Source organism: Acinetobacter sp. neg1 (assembly GCF_000788125.1).
Taxonomy (GTDB): domain Bacteria; phylum Pseudomonadota; class Gammaproteobacteria; order Pseudomonadales; family Moraxellaceae; genus Acinetobacter; species Acinetobacter vivianii.
The window spans coordinates 499,269-521,948 of sequence record NZ_JSZD01000006.1; the positions used below are offsets into that span (position 1 = coordinate 499,269).

A 22,680-nucleotide genomic window follows, 5' to 3' on the forward strand; every position below is an offset into this window, starting at 1 on the left:
TAGATACCGAAGTCATCTATCCATTCGATAAAACGGGATTACAAAACAGCGATTGGATAAGATCCGAGTACACGTAACTCTTTTACCATTGGACGAATTTCTTCCAATGCCGCCGCAACATTTTCCTGACCGATATGTCCTTCTAAATCGATAAAGAACACATAAGCCCATTTTTCAGGTAATGCTGGACGTGTTTCAATGCTGGTCAAGCTGATTTGATGCTTCGCAAACGGTGCAAGAATTTCCAGTAAAGCACCAGCACGATCATGTGCAGAGATTAATAACGAGGTCTTGTCATTCCCGCTTTGAGGAATCTTCTCACGCCCAATCACAAGGAAACGTGTGGTATTTTCTGGGTTATCTTCAATATTGCTATGTAAAATCTCAAGATTGTACATACTTGCCGCAATATCAGATGCAATCGCAGCAGAGTGCCATTCGTTACGAATACGGCGAGCCGCTTCTGCATTTGAATTCAGTGCAACACGCTCAACGCCTGGATAATGTGCATCTAGCCATTTACGGCATTGAGCCAAGGTTTGCTGATGCGCATAAATCTGCTTGATGCTGTCTTTACGGGTATTTTCTGAGACAAGGAATTGGTGATGGATACGAAGCTCAACCTCACCAATCACATTCACTGTCGATGCTTTAAAGCAATCCAGCGTATGGTTCACAATCCCTTCAGATGAGTTCTCTACAGGAACAACACCATAATGCGCACTGCCCGCTTCAACTTCACGGAAAACTTCATCAATGGTTGGTAATGGACGCACAACCGCATCTTTACCAAAATGCTTTAACACAGCAGAGTGCGTATACGTCCCTTCTGGCCCTAAAAATGCAATGCTTTGTGGTGCTTCAAGCGCCAGACATGCCGACATGATTTCACGGAATAAGCGTGCCATGGTTGCATCAGACAAAGGCCCTTGATTACGCTCCATAACTTTACGGAGCACTTGCGCTTCACGTTCCGGGCGATAAAACAGTGGATTTTCTTCGGATGCAAATTTCGCTTTAGCTACCGCTTCTGCCAGTGTCGCACGGCGGTTGAGTAACTCTTGGATTTGTTGATCAACACTATCAATATCGTTACGAATTTGTTCTAAATTAAGTGAATTCGATGTGTTTTGTCCATCGTTTACCATTGAATGCAACCTCAGCAAAATCATCTATAAGAATGGATTACAATCTATCTATGAATCGATTATCCGAGCTAGAGTATAACAATACTTTTATGCATTAAACACGCTGAGTTTTAACTCTTTTTCCCATTAAACTTTATTGATAATGATTTTCATTATATATTTCTTGTCAAAATTTTGATGAGTGTAAATAAAGTGATGTTGAAACGTCTTGGTATTTTAACTTTTTCTCTTATGATCGCGACCCAATCCGTGGTTGCGCAGCCTTCTACAGCAAGTTCCAGTTCAGCACGTGAAGTGCAAGCAAATACCCAGACCAGACAAAGTTTTATCCTGAAATCGAAATATACTGCTCAGGATTACCTGATTCAGATTTCTATTCCTGATCGTGCAGCACCTGTAGAAGGCTTTCCTGTGCTGTATGTTTTAGATGGCAATGCCGCTTTTGAAAGTGCTGCCAATATTGCGAAATCAGTTGGTGCAGGTGCAAATCGTTTGGGGCTTAGCCCTGTGGTGATTGTTGCGGTAGGCTATCCAGACCAAAACACCTTTTATGTGCAAAAACGTGCCTTAGACTATACCCCTAAAACGTCTGCTGAGTTTCAAGCTCAGGCAAAATATCAATATGGTGGTGCAGACCAGTTCATCCAGTTTTTGGATAAAGAACTGAAACCAGCAATCAGTTCACGTATTAAAGTCAATGCGCAACAACAAAGCTTATTCGGACACTCCTTTGGCGGCTTGTTTGCATTGCATACCTTCTTTTCCAAGCCACAAACATTTCAGCGCTATATTGCAGCAAGCCCTTCACTCTGGTTTGACAACTACGCCTTATTAAATAGACAGGCTGAATGGTTAAAGAATCAAGCCAATACAACTCAAAACGTAATGCTCATGACCACTGTGGGTACACAAGAATTAGGCAAAGGCCCTGCGGCAGATCCAGATGCTTTAAAAAAGCAAAATGATTTTTATCAAAATTTTAAAGACCAACACTCAAAACAATTTTCTTTTTGGCATTTTCAGCATCCCGCTGAACAACACCTGACTAATATGTATGCCAGCTTACCTAAAGCCATTCTACTTGCAGGATGTCAAACTGAACGTTGTGCGGCCTTATTTGATGAACCAAAGCCTTAATCTCCTCCTGCATGAAACAAAATAGCCTGCTATTGGGCAGGCTATTCTTTGAAGCGTATGAATTAAGCTTTACCAATAATTCCACGCGCCACGATTTCTTTCATAATTTCGTTCGTTCCACCATAAATACGTTGGATACGCGCATCAACGAAGAAACGTGAAATTGGGTATTCAGTCATATAACCATAACCACCAAATAACTGAAGCAGGTTATCTGCAACTTTCATTTGCATATCAGTACTGAAGCTCTTCAATGCCGCAGCAGTTTCTACGTCCAGTTTACCTTCGTTATAGAGCTCAACGTTTTGGTTATAGAAAGCAGCAGTTGCCAGCTCATCAATCTTCGCTTGTGCCAAGACAAAACGTGTATTCTGGAATTGTGAAATTGCCTGACCAAACGCCTGACGCTCTTTGACATAAGCCGTTGCTAAATCAATTGCTCCACGAATCGCACCTAAAGCTGTTGCTGCAATCGCAGTACGTTCACGTGGAAGCTCCTGCATCAAGTAAGCAAAACCTTGCCCTGCTTGACCTAGCAATTGATCTTTCGGCACTTTGACATTATCAAAGAACAGCTCTGAGGTATCTTGTGAATGTAATCCGATTTTGTCGAGGTTGGTACCCTTTTTAAAGCCTTCCAAATGCGTATCGACTAACATCAATGACACACCTTTAGCACGCGCCTGTGGATCAGTTTTTACTGCCAGCACAACCAGATCAGCATGCTGACCATTTGAAATAAAGGTTTTCGAACCATTTAATACATAGTGGTCATCTTGCAAAATTGCACTGGTACGCATTGCCTGTAAGTCTGAGCCTGCACCTGGTTCAGTCATACCAATCGCACCAACGACTTCACCCGACACCATTTTCGGTAACCAGTACTGTTTTTGTTCTTCTGTTGCAATGTGCTGAATATATGGCGCAGCGATTTCAGAATGACATGAAATTGCAGTAGATAATGCACAGTAACCTGCACGGGCAGATTCTTCCACCAACATGAGTGAATAATGCGTTGGAACACCATAACCACCGTATTCTTCTGGTACATCCACACACAAGAATCCATTTTCACCCAATGCAGACCACACTGAACGCGGCATAATGCCTTCACGTTCCCATTGATCATAATGCGGTGCAATCTGCTCACTCATAAAGCGTTTAAAATTATCACGGAAGAGTTCCAAATCTGCATCATAAGCTAACATCTTTATTTCCTTTCGCTTTCTTTGTTCTTAAAAATTTGTACGAAGTCATGCTAATAACTTTTAGATCAGATGTCATGTCCCGTTTACATCAAATCACTAGACTGATTCGGTCAATAATTTTGTTTGCATCTTGGTTCTTTAAACCACAGTTGCTTATTGATTAAACAGCTTGCTGGTTTTTTTATGCTACCTGACCCGATTTTATGTCATATTGATCTCATTCTCAGTGACAATCCTCAATACGGCCATGAACACAAAACGAAATATCTATAAAACCGCAGAACATCCATTTGCTCAATATGTTCGTATTTTAGGGAAAGGCAAAACAGGTTCACGTTCACTCAGTTACGAAGAGGCTTATCAAGCCTTTAGCATGATATTGAAAGATGAAGTACTGGACGTGCAGCTTGGCGCGTTTTTAATGCTACTTCGCGTTAAAGAAGAATCTGTCGATGAACTGGCAGGTTTTGTCCAAGCTACGCGTGACCAGCTTAACTTTCAGCCGCTGGAGGTGGATCTTGACTGGTCTTCTTATGCAGGTAAACGTAAACACTATCCGTGGTTTTTATTGGCTGCACTGACTTTAGCGCATCATGGTTACAAGATTGTGATGCACGGTGCGTCTGGCCACACGATTAACCGTGTTTATACTGAACAGGTTTTGCAATACTTAGGCTATTCTATTTGCCAGAATGAACAGGATGTCCGTGAACAACTTGAACAGCACAACTTTGCCTACCTTCCACTAGAAGCAATTTCACCGATTTTAAGCGAACTTATTTCACTGCGAAATGTGATGGGATTACGCTCTCCGATTCACACTCTGGCGCGACTGATTAATCCATTTAATGCCAAAGCCACCTTACAAGCTATTTTTCATCCTGCTTATCGAACGTCACACCAGCAAACTGCTTTCCGTTTGGGATATCAAAATAGTGCGGTGATTAAGGGTGAAGGCGGCGAGTTTGAACGTAATCCTGATGCCAAAACTTTAATCTGTGGGATTAAAAATGGTGAGTTATATGAACATGAGCTGCCAAAACTCACTCCTGACCGCAGCCCGATTGAAGAAGAGCTTGATCTTGCAGTATTTAAAGCGGTGTGGCTGGGTGAGCAAACGCATGAATATGGAGAAATGGCAGTGATCGAAACGATGGGGATTGCGTTGTATACCATGGGTGTGGTCAGTAGCTATGATGATGCAATGACAAAAGCGAAAGAGCTTTGGGAAAGTCGTTTCTGATCTAGAATTAATGACCAAGGTTATATTGCATAATCTTGGTCTTAATCTTCAACATAATAAAAATCTGGCCAAAATGGATATTCCTGACCTGAAGAGTGAATATTTCTCAAGATGAGTTGATCGCCAATTTTAAATGTGATTTTGTTTGAATCGTAGGCACCAGATAGATAAGCATCTCGCTGCTGACCAATCAGCTTATTACAATATGAGTAATGGGCTTTGCTCTTTTGAGAGCTTCGCATTGTTTGGGCATCCAGAACTTTAATCCCAATCAGCAACATGGGATAACCATCATTCTTTAAGGGGGTATACTCTGTTTGAGGCGAAGCATATTTTTGACTGGCGACAACTTTCACTTTGAGTAAACATTCAATCGGCTGTTTTGCGAATGTAATTCCACTGAACATGGTTAAACACAATAGCGTGCAAACAGATTTCTGAAGTTTCATAAAATTCATGATGACATTTTTAATGAAAATGAAAAAAAGCCCAGTGATCACTGAGCTTTTTAAATTTAAACAAACCTAATCGGCTTAAATTCAGGTTCATTTTTGTGATGATCATCATCACATTCCTCACCTTCTTCTTTAGTACCACGGTCGATATAACCACTGCGCTGTTCTTTTGGTAAATTTTCCATTTCCCATGCGTAAACTGCTTGCATACAGATTTCACGCTGCTCTTTGGTCAATACAACACCATTTGGCCATTTGCCAATTTCAACAGCTGTACGAAGACGCTCAACAATTTCAGGATTTAAAATAGCGAGCATTTGTTCAATATTCATGAGTCATCCTGTTGAAAAGATTCAAAATCTTGATTCCACCCTAACTTGGTACGACATGCCATATAGAAGTCATAACCTGGTGGATGTAATAAGCTTAGTTTAAACGGATGTTTACGGATATGCACCGTGTCGCCAACATTTAATGCAACACTATGTTGTCCATCAGCACTAACCATAGGCAATACACGATTTTCACGGATGGTAATCTTGATTTCGCTTTGCCCCCCCACCACGATAGGACGTGATGACAAGGTATGCGGATGCATCGGAACTAGTGCAATCGCATCCATACTTGGATGTAAAATCGGCCCGCCGCCTGACAGCGCATAAGCAGTCGAACCCGTTGGTGTAGAAACAATCAAACCATCACTATGCTGACGATAAACATATTGCCCATCAATATTCAGTTCAAAATCGATCATATGCACCGATTTTCCTGAGTGCAACACCACATCGTTCAATGCAATCGCATCATAAATGGTTTCACCATTGGTACGGACTTCCATTTCCAGTAAGAAACGGCGATCCAACTGAAACTGGCCTTGTAATACCTGATCCAGCTTGAAAATAGCTTCCGCTGGCTTAATGTCGGTTAGAAAGCCGAGTCGACCACGGTTAATACCGAGCACTGGCGTATTATGTCTAACCAAAGCTCGCGCTGCATGTAACAGTGAACCATCACCGCCCACCACAATCACTAAATCTACGACTTCACCCAGCAAGTTACGGCTTACAGTCTGCCCATGACTATAGGGGACAAGTTTCGCTGTTTCCTGATCAAAAACGGGGTTTAAACCTAAATTGATCAAATGATCATGAATTAAACATAACGTTTCTACTACAGAATACTTGTCTGGTCGTCCAATGAGACCAATATTTCGAAAGGATTTATGTGAAATTTGCACGAATAATTCAGCTCCGTCGCGATTACTGACTATCATATCATTAACAACTAATGTTGCGTTGATGATTGATTAAAAAGTATAAAAATGTCTATCCGTTGTTTTTTTATACCTTTAATGTCAACACATTCTTAATCTTTTTATTGCATGTTGCTATTTATTCACAGTTTTATGATTGCAAAATGACAATAAGCTATCGCATCATTACCGTCATTGTTTTGGTTTTAACGCAAATCTATGAAGTTTGAACGTGGTATTGGTTTTCTAGCACTCATTTTCTCAATGTTAGTGATAGGTGTCTTTGTTGCCTTTAGTATCTATCTGATCCGACTGGATAATATTATTCGTGACAAGTTTGAAGGTCAGCGTTGGGACATCCCTGCCAAGGTGTTTGCACGCCCATTGGAAATCTATGCCAATGCACCGATTACTCAGGATAATTTTACGCAAGAGTTAAAATTACTTGGGTATAAGAATACGGCTAACTACGATAAGTCTGGTAGCTATGTGGTTCAAGGCAATCAGATGTATGTACACACCCGTGGTTTTGACTATGGTGATAGTACTGAGCCTGAACAGGTACTGGAACTAGCATTTGCCAATGGCGAAGTGAGTGAGGTTCGCTCAACCAAACCCTCAAATACAGGGATTGCACGTTTAGAACCTTTATTGATTGGTGGTATTTATCCGCAACATAATGAAGACCGCGTTCTCATTAAATTGAATAAAGTACCAAAAACCCTGATCGAAGCTCTGATCTCGACGGAAGATCGTAACTTCTATCACCATCATGGTCTTTCGATTCGTGGTACTGCCCGTGCTGTCGTGAGTAATGTGACAGGTGGCCGTCGTCAAGGTGGTTCAACCTTAACGCAGCAGTTGGTGAAGAACTTCTATCTTTCACCTGAAAAAACGCTGAAACGTAAAGTCAATGAAGCACTTATGGCGCTATTGATTGAATTACATTACAGCAAAGATGAGATTCTGGAAGCTTACTTAAATGAAGTGAATTTAGGCCAAAATGGTAGCTATTCTATTAATGGTTACGGCTTGGCTTCACAGTTTTACTTCGGTCTGCCATTGCGTGAACTGAATATTTCACAACAGGCATTTCTGGTTGGCCTAGTTCAAGGCCCTTCTCTCTACAATCCGTGGCGTAATCCAGAATCGGCGAAGAAACGTCGTGATGTTGTACTAAACAACATGAAAGTGATGGGTTATTTGACCGATGCAGAATATGAAGATGAAATTGCCCGTCCTTTAAATGTGGTTAGCAAGCCAACTTTAGGCCCTGCAAAATTCCCTGACTTCTTGGATATTGTGCGTCGTCAATTACGCACGGAATATCAGGAAAGTGATATTACCAATCAAGGTTTAAGAATTTTCACAACCCTTGATCCAATCGCACAAACTCAGGTACAGAACGCATTTAAGAGTACCGTCAGCCGTTTAGCCAATGCCAACCCGGGCCGTTTAAGAAACCTGCAAGGTGCTGTGCTGGTTGCCCACCCTGAAAATGGTGAACTGGTTGCAGCCGTAGGTTCAACACAGGACTTTACTGGTTTTAACCGTGCGCTTGATGCAAAACGTCAAGTGGGTTCTTTGCTTAAACCGATCATTTACTTGAACGCAATCGAGTCAGGCCGATACACATGGGCAAGCCCGATTGAAGATAGCGCAGTCAATATTCCAATTGATGGTGATAAGAGCTGGACACCGAAAAACTATAGCGGCGGTGAGCATGGTGTTGTACCAATGCAACAAGCTTTGGCAAACTCATACAACTTATCCACTGTCCGTTTAGGCAATGAATTTGGTTTATCTGCATTTAGCAATAAATTAAGACAGTTTGGTGTGACTTCAGATATTCCTGCCTACCCTTCGATCTATCTGGGCGCAGTGAATATGTCACCGATGGAAGTATTAAGCATCTATAGCAACTTTGCGACAGGTGGCTTTAAATATCCACCTCGCTCTATCCGTACTGTGGTGGATGCCAAAGGACATTTACTGGAGCGTTATGGCTTAAATGTACAACAGACCATTGACCCTGCTGCAGCCTATATCCTGAACTTTGGCTTACAACAAGTGATGCGCTCTGGTACAGGTCGCTCTGCCTATAACAGCTTACCTGAGTCATTAAATCTGGCGGGTAAATCTGGTACCACCAATGACACCCGAGATTCATGGTTCGCAGGTTATTCAGGCAATCATGTTGCAGTGGTGTGGTTAGGTCTCGATGACAATAAAGTCACAGGTTTAACAGGTTCATCAGGTGCACTTCCGGTCTGGACCAATGTGATGAAACAGCTTCGTCAAGAGCCTGTTAATCTGCGCCAGACTGATAATGTGCAATGGCAATGGATTGATAGCGCGAGTGGTGATTTATCTGCACAAGGCTGTGATGGTGCAATGTATATTCCATTACTCCGTCAAACCGTGCCACGTCGTGCAACCTTATGTGGTCAATCTCATTATGAAGTGGAACCGACCTATATTCCACAAACAGATGACACACAGAATGATGAGCATGAGGATAGCATTGGTAACTATATTCGTGAGAGTGAAAACCAGATGGATACAGATTTATCCAATCGTAGCCCTGCACGCGTTATTTCCAGCGGCAGCTATAACGGTAACGGTGAGAACTAAGCCTCAAAAGGATGATTGGACATGATGAAGAAAACAGTAGCGATTATCGGAATGCTTATACTGGCGGGTTGTACAACGGCACCTGAAAAGACGCCAACCAAGACCACGCCAACTCACCCACCGAAGAAAGTGACTCAACCTTCTTCTGGGGTGAAAATTACGCCTTATGATCAAAAAGAGATTAAGCGTCAAAGCGTTCCTGTGGTTATGCCTCAACAAAAGGTTCAGCAGAAGTTTAATGATGGTAGTCAGCTACCTGCATTTAAAACCTTGATGCAAAAAACGCAGGTCGCTTATAAGCAGCAACAACTTGCGGAAGCTGAACGTTATGCCCTTCAGGCGCAACGTATCGCGCCACAAGCCACCGAAACTTATTTATATTTGGCAATGATTGCCGATCAACGTAAAGAGTATGCCAATGCAGAAGCATTGGCACGCCGTGGCCTCAGTTACGCGCAAAGCAATGCCATGAAAAAGCAGTTGTGGTTAATTATTCTTAAAGCCAGTGAAGCCCGTAATCATTCGGTGAAGGCCCAAGAAGCTCGCAGAGCCCTTCAGGCCCTTTAAAACTAGTCAATTGCACTAAACTGACGGATCCCGGCAAGCCCATAAGCATGATGCTTTTGGGCTTGTTTTAATTCAGCAGGTGCAACACCACCTAAAGCAAACACAGGAATATCGCTTGTTCGAGCGAGTTCTTCAAAACCGTCCCAACCCAATTCTTTCGCATCAGGATGCGTTTCTGTCGCCTGTACCGGACTTAACAACACCGCATCACAACCAATATGATGGGCATGTTGCAAAGAGACAGCATCATGACAAGCGGCGACAAAGCGCGTCCCAATAACCAAGCCAGCTTTACTTAAATTCATCAACTGTGATTGCTTCAAGTGGATGGTTGAGATCTTATCGCGTAATTCAGCATCCAGTTCCTGCCACAGATCGATATTGATCATCAATTTCTGTAATTGCGCATCGCTCAACCTTAAAAGCTGCTGCTGGATCTGTCCAATATCAGCACAATCAGTACGCCAATATAAGAGCGCCTCTTGTTGCGGCAAAGCATCAATTTGTTCATTAATCTTGATCAGATGAGGCCAGATCAAACGTTGTAGAATGGCATCATTGGCCTTTGGAAAATTTAACTCAGCCAGTTGTTCACGTTTATACCATCCCCACGGTTGATGAATCAGATCGAGCAATTCATCGGGCACATAGGCATGAAACAAATGCAGATTCACAATAATGTCATCATATTCATGACGGATCACATCAAAAACATGCCAGTCTTTTATACCAATCCCTACTTCTTCATAAATCTCACGGCGACAAGCCTGCTCTGGTGTTTCACCTGCTTCAACTTTTCCACCTGGAAACTCATGTTTATTGCCCTGATGCTGGTTGGCCTGTCGCCAGCCGACCAATACTTTGGTTTTGTGTAATAAAATTGCGATTGCAACATCAACTGTAGCTTTGGTCATAACAGACTAAAATCTCTCATCTTTTATCCCGATTCTAGGGAATTTAAACACGAATTCACATGACCAAAAACAAAATTAATCACTGATTTTGTAAATTCTTAAAATTTCCGTTGACAGGTCTATTCGATAATGATTATCATTTAAAACATTAAAGAACACACCACGGAGCATAACAAATGAACGCACCATTCAACCTATTTACTCGTAGTACAGATGCAGCTCAATCATTGCCAATGTTGCATTCAAACAACCTTTTTGCCTTGGGGCGCGAAATCCGCATTATGCATGCGGGCGAAGAATATCGTTTACGTCTAACGCGTAATAATCGCCTGATTTTAACGAAGTAATATAATAACAACCGCATAATAATAAACGTGGGAATAAGCAGTATGTCAGCGCATGCTGCTTTTTTTTATTTTGCTCATTAGAAAATTTATGCAGGTAGCTGGATACTCACCTTGAGGCCACCATAGCTGGATTGAGAAAACTTGATTTTGCCCTGATGCAATTCAACAATTTTTTTACAAATCGACAGACCTAATCCCGAACCTTGTGTTTTAGTTCCTAAGGCACGATAAAAACGCTCTCCCAATCGCGCTAGTATGTCGTTGTCCACGCCTTGTCCTTCATTTTCGATCACCAGCGCTATAGCATCTTGTTGCTGCTCCAAACTGATATAAATCTGTCCTTGCTCAATGCTATATCGGATCGCATTATCAATTATGTTTCGGATGCAGGTGAATATGAGTTGTTGATTGGCATGCAGCATATTTGATTGTTCTGTGATGTCTGCATGAATTTGAATACGCTTTTCCTTAGCAAATAATGCCAATGCTTGTGTTGCTTCCTGCACCATCTCTTGTAAATCAAAATAAGTTTTGGGTAGATTTTCTGCATGCTCAGGATCTAGACGTGCCAAAAGCAATAAATTTTCCAGTGTTTGAATACCACGGTTCACATCTTGCTGCATCTGAACAAAATCACCAGCCCGTTCAGGATATTTACGCTGTAGTAACTGCAATCGCAATTGAATAGCTGATAAAGGTGAACGCAATTCATGCGATGCATCAGCAGTAAAACGCTGCTCTGCTAGTAAGGATTGTTCAAGACGCTGTAACAGTCGATTGAGCTGCCCCAACATTGGTTGCAATTCTTTGAGTTCGACATCTCCCGCTTGTATCGGGCTCAAATCATCTGCATTTTTTTCTGATATTTCTGAAGATAACTGATGAATCACTTTAAATTGTCGTTTAATCAGGAAATGTAGCATGATCCATTGCATCAGCCACACCAGCATTAAAATCAGTGCATAGCCTGCGAAACTATTCAGCAAGTCTTTAAAACGTTCTCCGAGCGGCTGTAAAATCAGTACTTGCATATGTGCATGCTCATCTTCGCCCGCATAACTCCGCCATAGCTGGCCTTGCTGCCAAATGATGCCATAGTCGCCATGAGTTGCTGCAATCAAAGTGTGATGCTGTGGATCAAGCTGAAAATCAGTAGATTGAGTTAAAACTTGCTGCGAATTACTCAACTGATATTGGATATCAAATTCATCACTCAGTTCATCAATTTGTTGCCCAGAGGTTTGGGTTAAATCCGTAATCAGCAACATATCTGAAATCTCGTCCATGATTTCATCTTGTACCTGCATGGTTTGATATACCGAAATCACGGCGAACAAAAGTAATGCCACACATCCAGCAATCATTGAACTTACTAAAGAAGTTTTAACCAGCTTGGTTTGTAATGACACCACTTTCATTCTATTCCCCTTGATGCATGCGATAGCCTAGACCACGAATGGTCTTGATATATTGCCCACCAATCTTTTTACGAATCTGATAAATAAACACCTCGATGGCATTACTTTCAATTTCATCGCCCCATGCATACAGAGATTCTTCCAGTTGTTCTCGTGTCACAATATGCTCAGGTTTCTGCATCAGTTTATATAAAATCTGGAACTCTTTAGCGGTGAGATTGACGGCTTTACCGTCCTGAATCAGAGTCTTGGCTTGGGGATCAAGTTGTAAATTGGCAAAATGAAGATATTGACCCGCTTGAGTCTGATGTTGACGTAATTGAGAACGAACCCGAGCTGATAATTCCTCCAGATTAAATGGCTTGACCAGATAATCATTGGCCCCCAGATCCAGTCCTTCTACCCGATCATGGATGTGGTCTTTGGCAGTAATAAAAATAACAGGGGTTTTGGTGTTTTGTCGGCGAATGGTTTTAAGGATTTCATCGCCTGAAGCTTGCGGCAAGCCCCGATCCAGCAGGATACAGTCATATTGATGCTGTTCAGCCGCCAGAATCGCATGATCCCCACGTTCCACCCAGTCAACGCTATAACCATCCATTTCCAGCCAGGCTTTGATACTTTCCGCCTGCGAGGCATCATCTTCAGCCAATAAAATTCGCATAAAACAGCCCACTCTGTTGATCTTTCACATAATCTTAAATGAAATCATAAACAAAAAACCACATGATGATCATGTGGTTTTTTTATTCGTCCATCAATCTTTAAAATTGAACCTGATCAACATCAACTTCAACACGTTTCGCTGGCTTATAGTCAATGTCGATTTCACCAATTAAGGTCACTGGTGTTTTTGCTGATACTGGCTTACCTTGCCATAAATCATCATCAATATCGACCGTCATTGAACCTGTCTGGTCACTAAACTGATATTTCTCATCACCTGTTGCTTTTACCACATAACCTTTCAATTTAACTGGCGTATCATCTTTCATAGTCAAGGCCTGTTTGACTGTGGTGATTTGAGTCGGCGCCAATGCTTGCTGATTTACGGCAGTAGTATTCGCTACGGCAAAAGTAGTTGCGCCAACCAAGCCAGCAACAACTGCAAATTTAGATAATACGTTCATATACTTTCCCCTCATCGTGGTTTCATCATTTCGATGGAGTCATTAAAACAAACCAAGATGAGGTGAATCTGAAGATGACGCTGTACCTTAATTTAATGGCACCACGCGCAATACTTCTTCTAACGTGGTCACGCCTTCAATCACTTTACGCGCACCCGCAATCCGCAATGGCTCAATTCCCTCTTTTTTTGCTTGTCCTTTTAGATCATTGAGTGTGCCATGCGCACTGATGATCGACTTGAGCTCCAGACTGACAGGCATAAATTCGTAAATACCGACACGGCCCTTATATCCAGTATGACGACATGCTTCACACCCCACCGCCTTATACATGCTGGTTGGCATATCCATCATATAATCAAAGGTCAAATGTTCCCATTCTTGCTCGTTGATTGGTGTTTCCTGCTTACAATGCGGACAGAGACGACGAACCAGACGTTGAGCCAGAACTCCCAGAATTGTTGCAGCAGTCAGGAATGGCTGCACGCCTAGGTCATGTAAACGCGTCAGGCTCGACGGTGCATCATTGGTATGTAAGGTAGATAACACCAGATGGCCTGTTAATGCAGCTTGTATAGCCATATTGGCAGTGTCATGGTCACGAATCTCACCCACCATGATAATGTCAGGATCTTGACGCATTAAAGCCCGTACGCCATCTGCAAAGCCTAACTCAATATTTGGATTGACCTGCATCTGGTTAAAACTGGGTTCCAGCATTTCAATCGGATCTTCAATGGTACAGACATTGACCTGTTCGGTTGCCAGTTGCTTTAAAGATGAATACAGCGTGGTGGTCTTACCTGAACCTGTTGGCCCTGTAACCAAAATGATGCCATGACTGTGTTGTGTCAGCTGCTGCCAGCTCTGTAATAAATGACCTTCAAAACCCAGTTGCTGAAAACTACGCACCAATACTTCTGGATCGAAAATACGCATCACCAGCTTTTCACCGAAAGCGGTCGGCAGAGTCGAAAGACGTAATTCTGTCTCCTGTCCTTTCGGTGTACGGGTTTTTAAACGTCCATCCTGCGGTTTGCGCTTCTCGGCTACATTCATGCGACCTAAAATTTTAATACGTGAAATCACCGCCGTTAGTGTATTGGCAGGCATGTTATAGATAGTATGCAACACACCGTCGATACGGAAACGCACCTTACCTTTGTCTTTTCGTGGTTCCAGATGAATATCGCTAGCACCTTGCTCAAACGCAAATTGCAGCACCCAGTCCACCAGTTTGACAATATGCTGGTCATTGGCATCAGGATTTTGTGTATCGCCTAACTGTAATAAAGCTTCAACACCTTTATTTTCCCTGTCATAGATACTGGCATTTTGTGAGGAACTAACTGCACGGCTGACTTGATAATACTCAACAATATAGCGTTGTAACTGTTCAGGATTTAATAGAACTTTTTCAATCTTTCTAGGTGCCAGACTACGTTCCAGATTGTTTAACCATTCGGTAGTAAAAGGCTGGTCGGTTCCAATCAAAATTCGGTCTGCCTGCACATCCACGGCCAGAATATGATTTCTGACTGCAAATTCCTGTGACATGACACTGGTCAAGGCAGCTACATCGGCTTTAAGCGGATCAATGATAAATAAGGGAAGATCGGCTTTTTCAGCCAGCCATTGACACAAACGATTCAACGATAAGGTCATACCCGCATTCAGTTGGTCTTTTAAACTAAAATTGGCAATCCACTGTAAAGGATGCCATTTCAACTGATCTTTTTGGCGATGTGTAGTCTGAACCAGCAATTTGTCACGTTCAGTAATCCGACCATCTTTCAGTAGTTGCTCTAAGCACCACGTCACATCAATCGTAAAAGAAAAGTTTGCGAATTTTGCCTGAGCTTGCATAACCGTTCATTCCCCAAATTTTTTAACGAAATTTATATTTTTAAAGTTTTAACTTTGTTCAACTGCAATAACGATGACATCCTGTTCACCGACCGTAAAACGCACATTCAACACTGCAAAGCACATTCCATACACGCGTTCAGCATCATTTTGATACGCAGGTCGAGGATCTAAAGATAACACTTGTTCAAGTTCATCGAATATCTTTTTATCCAAAATCCCCTGCTTTAGTAACTGCTGCTGTTGCTGTTGTGCATTTTCCGACCAAACAACCGTTTTACGCTGCGGCTCTTCTTGTGCATATCCACTAACAGAATCAGCAATTGCATCCGAATATTGAATATATGGTTTGATGTCTAAAATTGGCGTCCCATCCAGTAAATCACTTCCCGTGACATAGACACGTACCGCTTTACCATGCTTTTCAACGCGTAAAAATCGTACGACAGACAAACCAATCGGAGATGGACGATACATACTTCGCGTCGCAAAAACCCCTATTTTCTGGTTACCTCCAAGTCTCGGCGGACGTACTTGTGCACGAAATTTAGGCATTTGATTCAAGGTGTTATCCGATTTTTTATTCTCATGGAACTGCCACAGCAGCCATAAGTGGCTAAAATCTTCGATCCCCTCAAATGCCAGAATATCGCTATAAGCCTCTGTCATCTCTATATAAGACTCGACCTGCACCAGATTTGGCTGGCGCGGAATGCCGAATTTCTCACGGTAAGGCGAACGCATATGGCCAATGATTGGCATCACTACAGAATTGTTCATCACTTTTTCTTATAAACACAATTAAATATATTCAGTTTATCGAGAATGATTTTAGATTAGAATAGCGATCTGTTTCTTTTAACTGTGATCGAGACCTTTAATGGCTGCTTTTAACGTTGAACGCATTACTCATGTTCACCACTGGAATGACACACTTTTCAGTTTTAAAACTACACGCGACGTCAGCTTACGTTTTAAAAATGGTCAGTTTGTAATGATCGGCCTTGAAGTGAATGGTAAGCCTTTGATGCGTGCTTATTCGATCGCCAGTGCGAATTATGAAGAAGAGCTTGAATTCTTCTCTATTAAAGTACAAGACGGTCCATTAACTTCTATTTTACAAAAAGTACAAGTGGGCGACGAAATCCTTATTTCTAAAAAGCCTACAGGCACTTTAGTACACGACGATTTATTACCAGGTAAAAATTTATATCTTTTATCTTCTGGTACAGGCCTTGCACCATTCCTTTCTTTACTTCGTGATCCAGAAACTTACGAAAAATTTGAAAAAGTGATTATGGTTCACGGTACACGTTATGTGTCTGAACTTGCATACCAAGATTTAATCTTGAATGAACTTCCTAACCATGAATTCTTTGAAGAATTAGGAATCAAAGATAAGTTGATCTACTACCCAACCGTAACACGTGAGCCGTTCCACACCCAAGGTCGTGTAACGACGGCAATTGAGACAGGCGAACTATTTGAAAAAATTGGTTTACCACGTTTTAACCGTGAAACTGACCGTGCCATGCTCTGTGGTAGCCCTGCATTCTTGAAAGACGTTGCTGCACTGCTTGACCAACATGGTTTAGTTGAATCACCACGTATGGGCGTTATGGGTGATTATGTAATTGAACGCGCATTTGTTGAAAAATAATTTGAATAAATGCAAAAAGAACCGAGGCTAAAACCTCGGTTTTTTATTTTTAAGTTTTATAAAAATGTAATTTTATTTATATAAACGTAATGATTGAAAAACTAAAATAATGAGTGATTATGCAGCATCTAAATGTATCAATCGCTCAATATAATACCAACACTCTTCAATCTCAGCATGATCTTTATTTACCTTTGCATAAGAAGTCATTCCATCCAGAATATTAATATACATGGCGGTTAATACATGGGGCTGATAGACCTGAGCCTTTACAAACAACCCCTCAACTAATGCCATTAACCATTCACGATACTCCATGATTGGTCGAATAATTGAAGGATATTGTTGTAATATTTCTAATGAAGCTTTTTGAAACATACAACCATGAAAATCATCTGAATTAAACCAGCCCAAATGCCAAAAATAGACTGCTTTAATTTTACCCAAATAGTCATCTTCCTGTTTGAGGTTAATTTCTGTTTCAATAGCTTCCTGAATACTTTTGTTCCTTCGAGACAGACACTCTTCAATCAGGTTCTCTTTAGAAGGAAAGTATTTGTAGAAAGTCATTTTGGCAACACCTGACTCACTAATAATTCGATCCACACCTACAGAACTGTAGTTATGACGGTTAAAAAGGTCTAGAGCCGTTACAATAATATCTTCTTTTTTTGACATTTTATTATCCTTTTAGAATTCTATCAAAAAACTTAACGTATTATTAAGACATAGTTTACATGCTGGAAATTTCTGGCCACTATGTATGTTTATCTTATTTTAAGAGCATTATAGAAAAGTCGAATTTTCTTTATTGTTCCTCTTATAGGGTATGAAAAAAAAGGCTTATACACAAGATCATTTGTAAAAAAATCTTTCTATTTTTTAAATAAAAGAATATACCGTGAATCATTTCACCTTTTATTTACAGTTAAGTTAAATAATAAACTTTATTGCCATTTTTTAGCCGCCTTAATAAATTGATTTCACAAAAAAATCATTTTATATTTAAATCATCCAATAAAAAGATGTTTGGTTGTACCAATAGTTATATCCATAATCAACCAAAGAAAATCTAACTAAATAATTGGAAAAGCAATAATATTATTAATTCATCGAGTACAAGACTATGCCAAAAAAATTTGAAAACTTTGATAACCCAAGACAGAAAGCTATTGAAGGAATGAAGAATAGTATTTCTACAGACGTATGGAACAAGAATCTGAACTTTCTGAACAAATTAAGAGCAGAAATTTCAAATCATCCTGTTTCGAGACATCCTGCCATTCAACTTTTAAATGACGGTGTAATTGACAAAGAGGCATTAAAACATATTCATCTCGAATATCGACATGCCATTGTTCAGGTATTTACCGATGCCTTGCTAATGGCACAATTCCAAACTAAACAGTTAGAACCGCGCCTATTATCGGGTTCGAAAATGTTTCCACGGTTTTTATTAAACCTGAATATTCTGGATGAATTTGGTTTCCGACCTGGTCTGGATCAGGAAGGCTATTATTCTGGTAATCCTGAATACGCGCATTATCCATTGTTCGAAGAGGTTCTCAATGATTTTGAATTGAGCCAGTCTGAGCGCAATGACTATCAACCTTCGCTAATCGCTCAACGTGTGCGTAACTATCTGGAGAACTCGTTTAACAGCTATCAAGCCGTTTCTGCTTTACTTGCTGTGGCAGAAGAAGAAGTGATTTTATTCAGTCCTGCTCTACGCCAAGCGACCAAAGCGGTTGGTTTTGATGTGGATAGCGGCTACTACTATGTTCATGGTGTTTCACATGATGCGACCGCAGAAGCGGCTGATGATGACCATGAAGATGATTTGTGGTTTGTTCTGGCACAAGCCTGCGTTGAGTCTGAATATGATTCAATCCGTCAAATCTGTCTTGAATACTGTGATTTATGGGAACAGTTCTGGGATGAACAAATTGCATATTACGGAAGCTTCAAAAAACTGGCCTAACTTTCTCAGGAAAAGCCATTTCTAATTCTGGAAATGGCTTCCTTTCTTTTTATTAAATTTCAAATACTTATATTATTAAAGCTCAATCATAAGATAAGAAAAAAGCCGTTTTTAAAATAAACCTCGATAAATTACGATATAATTCAACTTTATTTCCCTCTCCATGCCCTGCGATGTTCTCACAATTCGATATCAATTTAGTGGTTCTGCTTGTCTTATTAGGTTGCGGTATCTTTAGCCAAAACACGGCAGTCACGGTGGCAGCCGCTTGCCTGATCTTGGTCAAACTGACACCTTTAAACCAGTTTTTTCCTTATATTCAGAATCATGGTTTAAATATCGGTATCATTATCCTCACTATTGGCGTACTTGCCCCGATTGCAAGTGGCAAGATCAGTGGTGAAAGCATCCTTAAATCATTTATCAGTATTAAATCATTGGCAGCAATTGCCGTTGGCTTATTGGTTGCATGGCTAGGAGGCCGCGGAGTCAAGTTGATGAGTAATCAGCCTGATGTCGTCGCAGGACTTCTGATCGGTACCGTTGCAGGTGTTGCCTTATTGAGAGGTGTTCCCGTCGGCCCATTGATTGCCGCAGGTATTTTGTCTTTGCTGATTGGGAAGTCTTAGAACATTTATGATCTGCTTAATCCCCTCATAAAAATAAAGGTAGCGGATTGCTACCTTTATTTTGCAAACTAACTTCAATTAATTTTCGTAATACACAGCACGCATCTTGGAAAACTTTTCAAGCTGCTTGATGAAGCCTTCAAAATAGTTCTTCTCTTTATCCTCTGCCCGATAGCCCGCATACAAAGTACGTCTTAGGCCTTCTGGTGCTACACAGTCTAGACGGCGGCTTACCACCCAGCCTTTTTGCTCATATTCATTCACAACCCAATCTGGTAAAGCTGCAATACCACGCCCACTTGCCACCAGTTGAATCAGCATTTGAGTCAGATCCGTGGTACGAATATGCTTCGGATATACATTCGCAGGAATAAACAGACGCGCCATAATGTCTAAACGATGCTTATCGACAGGATATGTGATCAAGGTTTCTTCAGCCAAATCCTGAACTGAAACCTGCTCAGCACGAACTAAAGGATGCGTACTAGAAAGCACTAAACGTGATTCATATTTAAAGATCGGGAAATATTCAATTCCCTTCAAGGCAATCGGATCGGCTGTGATCAATAAATCAAACTCGGAATTTTGCAACAGCTCATGTGGATTAGACTCAAAACCAGCGGCAAAATCCAAATCTACATCTGGATATTGATGACGATATTGATTCAACAACGGCATCAACCAGTCAAAACAACTGTGGCATTCCGAAGAAAAAATAATTCGTCCTGTCTGACCATGTACGATACGGGTAATATCGGTCTGTGCAATCTGAACTTGCGGCAATACATCATCTGCCAGTTTAAGCAAACGCTCTCCGACATTGGAAAAGCTGACCGGGCGACTGCGGCGATTCACCACTTCTACCCCATACCAATGATCAAGTTCTTTTAATTGATGAGAAATTGCAGACGGTGTCAGGCATAAATCCGTTGCTGCAGCGACCAATGAACCATGTTCTCTTAACGCGAGTAATGTTTTTAAATGACGGAGTTCTAGCACAGCAACAACCAAAATTGAATTTATTTCATCTTAACATAAAATTGATTAGCAAGTCTCAACATGAATTTAATTTCAATCATTTCCTATTCAATGAAATTTTCTAATTTAAACAATGTATATTTTTTAACAGAATTAATAATCCTAATCTCAAGGAAAAAATTTATATGCCCCCCCCCATTCTAATCTTCTCCCTAAGGGAAAAGGAACTTTGGACACCAATTTTTTGCCAATTATTGATTATTTTTCGACTTTTGAAAAAGCTCTACTCAACCTTAAATGATGAAACAAGGAAAAAGGTTTTAAGCTTTAAAAATTTTCAGCTTGAACTGAGAATATTTCAGTTAATTCAAACGTTTTACCCATTTAAAACTTTTACAATATAAAATTATTTTTATAGACCATGTCGCCTATGACCCGTCAAAGTCAAAAGACGCTTGAACGCCAAAAACTCAGCTTACCCGAAGGACATGACAAGTTACTGCTGCACTCATGCTGTGCGCCATGTTCGGGTGAAGTCATGGAAACCCTGATTAAATCAGGTATCGACTTTTCGATCTTTTTTTATAATCCCAATATCCATCCAGTAAAAGAATATCTGATTCGTAAAGAAGAAAATATCCGTTTTGCCGAGAAGCATAATATTCCGTTTATCGACTGCGATTACGATACCGACAACTGGTTTGCACGCGCTAAAGGCATGGAAAATGAACCTGAAAAAGGCATTCGCTGCACCATGTGTTTTGATATGCGTTTTGAACGGACTGCCCTCTACGCCTATGAACACGGTTTTAGTCTGATCAGTAGCTCTCTTGGGATTTCCCGTTGGAAAAACATGCAGCAAATTAATGATTGTGGTCTACGTGCTGCCGCGCATTATCCAGATATTCAATATTGGGATTATAACTGGCGCAAACACGGTGGCGCAGTGCGTATGCTGGAAATCAGTAAACGTGAAGAGTTTTATCAACAAGAATATTGCGGTTGTGTCTATTCACTCAGAGATACCAATCGCTGGCGTATGAGCAATGGTCGTGACCGAATTCAACTGGGTGTGAAGTTTTATAGCAATGCGATGGATGATGAGTCCAATTAATAAAAAAGAAATCTAAATAAAAAGGCTAATTCTAATGAATTAGCCTTTTCACATCTTAATTTACAGAAACACTGATAATGCTATAGAACTGATTGCTTGGCTTTTGTTTCACATCCACCGTTTCACTCACTTCAATCAAATACTCAGCAGCTTTTGGAAATAACAATTCAGCACTGCCATCCGCCGCCGTTTTCAAGCTGATTCCTTGCTTATCAGTCGCACCTTTAGCACGAATCACCACCTCGGCATTTGCTAAAGCTTTATTGGCTTTCGATACTTTAATTTTTACTGCCTGATTGGCCTTCAACTCGTTTGGATGCGTTAAAAACTCAACCTGAATCGGTGCTGTACTTGCTTGAACGGGAGTATGTTTTTCTTTACTCATATAAGTCAATAACGTCCATTCACGCGTGATTTCTACTGGACTAATTTTTTTAGCTTTTAGATCCGCAGGAATCACAAAATCACGCTCAGCTTTTGCAGGTGCTTTATCTGCTGGCATATCAAAAAACATTTTCCATTCTTTTTGATCTTGCACGTATTTCAATGGGTAAGATGCTTTGGTCTGGATCAGATAAGTGCCCGCTTCTGGCAATTTCAAATCAAATACTGTCGCTGAACTAAGTTTGGAACCAGCTTGAATGCTGGTTTTGGTCTTATTCGGCGCAGTGATCTCAAATTTTGCATCTTTCAACGCATATTCACTGTTTAAGGCTTCTTCTGCATAACCAGAAATAATCGCCACTTGTGTTTGTTCAGTTGTATAGGCAATTGGTGCAACATACGGTTCATGTGCAGCGCTATAACCCGAAACAAGTAGCAATGAACTGATTAATAATTTTTTCACTTTTCCACCCTGAAAGTTGTCATCTAAATATGTATATTTTGCATTATACATAAATGAAAATAATTATCATTACATAATATCTTTTTTGACCTGAACTTATGCAGAGAATGAGATAAAAATTATGTGCAGTTTCACTTTTCTGAAAGCGACTC

The 22,680-nt window shown here is 40.8% G+C and carries 23 protein-coding genes; 9 read left to right on the forward strand and 14 right to left on the reverse strand.

Features of this window, described 5'->3' with window-relative positions; translation table 11 throughout:
- Positions 1-38: 38 nt before the first annotated feature.
- Complete coding sequence (gene pheA / locus PJ15_RS03395; protein ID WP_004772565.1) at positions 39-1,148, reverse strand: prephenate dehydratase; 1,110 nt, start codon at positions 1,146-1,148, stop codon at positions 39-41.
- Between the two features lie 195 nt (positions 1,149-1,343).
- On the opposite strand from pheA, the gene PJ15_RS03400 reads away from it, so the two are divergent.
- The gene (locus tag PJ15_RS03400; protein ID WP_047429139.1) at positions 1,344-2,285 is read left to right on the forward strand and encodes an alpha/beta hydrolase; all 942 of its coding nucleotides are present in this window, start codon (positions 1,344-1,346) and stop codon (positions 2,283-2,285) included.
- 62 nt (positions 2,286-2,347) lie between these two features.
- On the opposite strand, the gene PJ15_RS03405 is transcribed toward PJ15_RS03400, so the two are convergent.
- Positions 2,348-3,493, reverse strand: coding sequence for an acyl-CoA dehydrogenase family protein (locus PJ15_RS03405; RefSeq protein WP_047427998.1), 1,146 nt, complete (start codon positions 3,491-3,493; stop codon positions 2,348-2,350).
- 247 nt (positions 3,494-3,740) lie between these two features.
- Between PJ15_RS03405 and PJ15_RS03410 the strand changes: the two genes are divergently transcribed.
- Positions 3,741-4,736, forward strand: coding sequence for a glycosyl transferase family protein (locus PJ15_RS03410; protein WP_047428001.1), 996 nt, complete (start codon positions 3,741-3,743; stop codon positions 4,734-4,736).
- A gap of 41 nt (positions 4,737-4,777) precedes the next feature.
- On the opposite strand, the gene PJ15_RS03415 is transcribed toward PJ15_RS03410, so the two are convergent.
- The 3 genes from PJ15_RS03415 to PJ15_RS03425 all read right to left on the reverse strand — a co-directional run bounded on the left by PJ15_RS03415 (position 4,778) and on the right by PJ15_RS03425 (position 6,428).
- Positions 4,778-5,185: a hypothetical protein gene (locus tag PJ15_RS03415; protein ID WP_047428004.1), complete on the reverse strand. Its 408-nt coding sequence runs from the start codon at positions 5,183-5,185 to the stop codon at positions 4,778-4,780.
- 65 nt (positions 5,186-5,250) lie between these two features.
- Positions 5,251-5,523 (reverse strand): YeaC family protein, encoded by a 273-nt coding sequence (locus PJ15_RS03420; RefSeq protein ID WP_004772572.1) that lies wholly within the window; start codon positions 5,521-5,523, stop codon positions 5,251-5,253.
- Entirely contained in the window at positions 5,520-6,428 is a 909-nt protein-coding gene (locus PJ15_RS03425) for an NAD(+) kinase (RefSeq protein WP_032810682.1), read from the reverse strand. Before PJ15_RS03425 ends, PJ15_RS03420 begins: the two co-directional genes overlap by 4 nt.
- Positions 6,429-6,662: 234 nt before the next feature.
- Between PJ15_RS03425 and mrcB the strand changes: the two genes are divergently transcribed.
- Entirely contained in the window at positions 6,663-9,077 is a 2,415-nt protein-coding gene (gene mrcB, locus PJ15_RS03430; protein WP_047428007.1) for a penicillin-binding protein 1B, read from the forward strand.
- Between the two features lie 21 nt (positions 9,078-9,098).
- A complete protein-coding gene (locus PJ15_RS03435; protein WP_047428010.1) occupies positions 9,099-9,644 on the forward strand; it encodes a tetratricopeptide repeat protein in 546 nt (181 codons plus the stop codon).
- Positions 9,645-9,646: 2 nt separating this feature from the next.
- Here the strand turns inward: PJ15_RS03435 and PJ15_RS03440 are convergent, their stop codons facing one another.
- Entirely contained in the window at positions 9,647-10,558 is a 912-nt protein-coding gene (locus PJ15_RS03440; protein ID WP_047428013.1) for an NUDIX domain-containing protein, read from the reverse strand.
- 176 nt (positions 10,559-10,734) lie between these two features.
- On the opposite strand from PJ15_RS03440, the gene hemP reads away from it, so the two are divergent.
- A complete protein-coding gene (gene hemP / locus PJ15_RS03445; RefSeq protein ID WP_004661888.1) occupies positions 10,735-10,905 on the forward strand; it encodes a hemin uptake protein HemP in 171 nt (56 codons plus the stop codon).
- Between the two features lie 86 nt (positions 10,906-10,991).
- Here the strand turns inward: hemP and PJ15_RS03450 are convergent, their stop codons facing one another.
- The 5 genes from PJ15_RS03450 to tsaA all read right to left on the reverse strand — a co-directional run bounded on the left by PJ15_RS03450 (position 10,992) and on the right by tsaA (position 16,081).
- The gene (locus tag PJ15_RS03450; RefSeq protein WP_047428018.1) at positions 10,992-12,323 is read right to left on the reverse strand and encodes a sensor histidine kinase; all 1,332 of its coding nucleotides are present in this window, start codon (positions 12,321-12,323) and stop codon (positions 10,992-10,994) included.
- A gap of 1 nt (position 12,324) precedes the next feature.
- Entirely contained in the window at positions 12,325-12,987 is a 663-nt protein-coding gene (locus PJ15_RS03455; RefSeq protein WP_047428020.1) for a response regulator transcription factor, read from the reverse strand.
- Positions 12,988-13,087: 100 nt separating this feature from the next.
- A complete protein-coding gene (locus tag PJ15_RS03460; RefSeq protein ID WP_047428023.1) occupies positions 13,088-13,453 on the reverse strand; it encodes a NirD/YgiW/YdeI family stress tolerance protein in 366 nt (121 codons plus the stop codon).
- A gap of 87 nt (positions 13,454-13,540) precedes the next feature.
- Positions 13,541-15,319 carry a GspE/PulE family protein gene (locus PJ15_RS03465; RefSeq protein ID WP_047428026.1) on the reverse strand — a complete coding sequence of 593 codons (1,779 nt, stop codon included), beginning with the start codon at positions 15,317-15,319 and terminating at the stop codon, positions 13,541-13,543.
- A gap of 48 nt (positions 15,320-15,367) precedes the next feature.
- Complete coding sequence (tsaA, locus tag PJ15_RS03470; protein WP_047429141.1) at positions 15,368-16,081, reverse strand: tRNA (N6-threonylcarbamoyladenosine(37)-N6)-methyltransferase TrmO; 714 nt, start codon at positions 16,079-16,081, stop codon at positions 15,368-15,370.
- Positions 16,082-16,199: 118 nt separating this feature from the next.
- Between tsaA and PJ15_RS03475 the strand changes: the two genes are divergently transcribed.
- On the forward strand, positions 16,200-16,979 hold the full coding sequence (locus tag PJ15_RS03475) for a ferredoxin--NADP reductase (RefSeq protein ID WP_004772583.1): 780 nt from the start codon (positions 16,200-16,202) through the stop codon (positions 16,977-16,979).
- Positions 16,980-17,096: 117 nt separating this feature from the next.
- Here PJ15_RS03475 and PJ15_RS03480 read toward each other — a convergent pair whose 3' ends face one another.
- Positions 17,097-17,657, reverse strand: coding sequence for a TetR/AcrR family transcriptional regulator (locus tag PJ15_RS03480; RefSeq protein ID WP_005257994.1), 561 nt, complete (start codon positions 17,655-17,657; stop codon positions 17,097-17,099).
- A gap of 448 nt (positions 17,658-18,105) precedes the next feature.
- On the opposite strand from PJ15_RS03480, the gene PJ15_RS03485 reads away from it, so the two are divergent.
- Both PJ15_RS03485 and PJ15_RS03490 read left to right on the forward strand, forming a co-directional pair.
- Positions 18,106-18,960, forward strand: coding sequence for a hypothetical protein (locus tag PJ15_RS03485; protein ID WP_004772586.1), 855 nt, complete (start codon positions 18,106-18,108; stop codon positions 18,958-18,960).
- A 173-nt stretch (positions 18,961-19,133) separates the two neighbouring features.
- Positions 19,134-19,589 carry a DUF441 domain-containing protein gene (locus tag PJ15_RS03490; RefSeq protein WP_004772587.1) on the forward strand — a complete coding sequence of 152 codons (456 nt, stop codon included), beginning with the start codon at positions 19,134-19,136 and terminating at the stop codon, positions 19,587-19,589.
- 78 nt (positions 19,590-19,667) lie between these two features.
- Here the strand turns inward: PJ15_RS03490 and PJ15_RS03495 are convergent, their stop codons facing one another.
- A complete protein-coding gene (locus tag PJ15_RS03495; protein WP_081402756.1) occupies positions 19,668-20,588 on the reverse strand; it encodes a LysR family transcriptional regulator in 921 nt (306 codons plus the stop codon).
- Positions 20,589-20,988: 400 nt separating this feature from the next.
- Between PJ15_RS03495 and PJ15_RS03505 the strand changes: the two genes are divergently transcribed.
- The gene (locus PJ15_RS03505; protein WP_047428037.1) at positions 20,989-21,681 is read left to right on the forward strand and encodes an epoxyqueuosine reductase QueH; all 693 of its coding nucleotides are present in this window, start codon (positions 20,989-20,991) and stop codon (positions 21,679-21,681) included.
- A 55-nt stretch (positions 21,682-21,736) separates the two neighbouring features.
- Here the strand turns inward: PJ15_RS03505 and PJ15_RS03510 are convergent, their stop codons facing one another.
- Positions 21,737-22,528, reverse strand: a complete 792-nt coding sequence (locus tag PJ15_RS03510) for a DUF4198 domain-containing protein (RefSeq protein ID WP_047429144.1) — start codon at positions 22,526-22,528, stop codon at positions 21,737-21,739.
- Positions 22,529-22,680 lie beyond the last annotated feature (152 nt).

What these genes read in the sequence shown, in the direction of transcription:
- tsaA (WP_047429141.1), bottom strand. Translation starts at nt 16,081, where the DNA reads ATGCCAATCATTGGCCATATGCGTTCGCCTTACCGTGAGAAATTCGGC.
- PJ15_RS03420 (WP_004772572.1), bottom strand. Translation starts at nt 5,523, where the DNA reads ATGAATATTGAACAAATGCTCGCTATTTTAAATCCTGAAATTGTTGAG.
- PJ15_RS03490 (WP_004772587.1), top strand. Translation starts at nt 19,134, where the DNA reads ATGTTCTCACAATTCGATATCAATTTAGTGGTTCTGCTTGTCTTATTA.
- PJ15_RS03455 (WP_047428020.1), bottom strand. Translation starts at nt 12,987, where the DNA reads ATGCGAATTTTATTGGCTGAAGATGATGCCTCGCAGGCGGAAAGTATC.
- PJ15_RS03435 (WP_047428010.1), top strand. Translation starts at nt 9,099, where the DNA reads ATGATGAAGAAAACAGTAGCGATTATCGGAATGCTTATACTGGCGGGT.
- PJ15_RS03480 (WP_005257994.1), bottom strand. Translation starts at nt 17,657, where the DNA reads ATGTCAAAAAAAGAAGATATTATTGTAACGGCTCTAGACCTTTTTAAC.
- PJ15_RS03405 (WP_047427998.1), bottom strand. Translation starts at nt 3,493, where the DNA reads ATGTTAGCTTATGATGCAGATTTGGAACTCTTCCGTGATAATTTTAAA.
- pheA (WP_004772565.1), bottom strand. Translation starts at nt 1,148, where the DNA reads ATGGTAAACGATGGACAAAACACATCGAATTCACTTAATTTAGAACAA.
- PJ15_RS03485 (WP_004772586.1), top strand. Translation starts at nt 18,106, where the DNA reads ATGCCAAAAAAATTTGAAAACTTTGATAACCCAAGACAGAAAGCTATT.
- PJ15_RS03415 (WP_047428004.1), bottom strand. Translation starts at nt 5,185, where the DNA reads ATGAAACTTCAGAAATCTGTTTGCACGCTATTGTGTTTAACCATGTTC.
- PJ15_RS03400 (WP_047429139.1), top strand. Translation starts at nt 1,344, where the DNA reads ATGTTGAAACGTCTTGGTATTTTAACTTTTTCTCTTATGATCGCGACC.
- mrcB (WP_047428007.1), top strand. Translation starts at nt 6,663, where the DNA reads ATGAAGTTTGAACGTGGTATTGGTTTTCTAGCACTCATTTTCTCAATG.
- PJ15_RS03475 (WP_004772583.1), top strand. Translation starts at nt 16,200, where the DNA reads ATGGCTGCTTTTAACGTTGAACGCATTACTCATGTTCACCACTGGAAT.
- PJ15_RS03440 (WP_047428013.1), bottom strand. Translation starts at nt 10,558, where the DNA reads ATGACCAAAGCTACAGTTGATGTTGCAATCGCAATTTTATTACACAAA.
- PJ15_RS03450 (WP_047428018.1), bottom strand. Translation starts at nt 12,323, where the DNA reads ATGAAAGTGGTGTCATTACAAACCAAGCTGGTTAAAACTTCTTTAGTA.
- PJ15_RS03460 (WP_047428023.1), bottom strand. Translation starts at nt 13,453, where the DNA reads ATGAACGTATTATCTAAATTTGCAGTTGTTGCTGGCTTGGTTGGCGCA.
- PJ15_RS03505 (WP_047428037.1), top strand. Translation starts at nt 20,989, where the DNA reads ATGTCGCCTATGACCCGTCAAAGTCAAAAGACGCTTGAACGCCAAAAA.
- hemP (WP_004661888.1), top strand. Translation starts at nt 10,735, where the DNA reads ATGAACGCACCATTCAACCTATTTACTCGTAGTACAGATGCAGCTCAA.
- PJ15_RS03465 (WP_047428026.1), bottom strand. Translation starts at nt 15,319, where the DNA reads ATGCAAGCTCAGGCAAAATTCGCAAACTTTTCTTTTACGATTGATGTG.
- PJ15_RS03410 (WP_047428001.1), top strand. Translation starts at nt 3,741, where the DNA reads ATGAACACAAAACGAAATATCTATAAAACCGCAGAACATCCATTTGCT.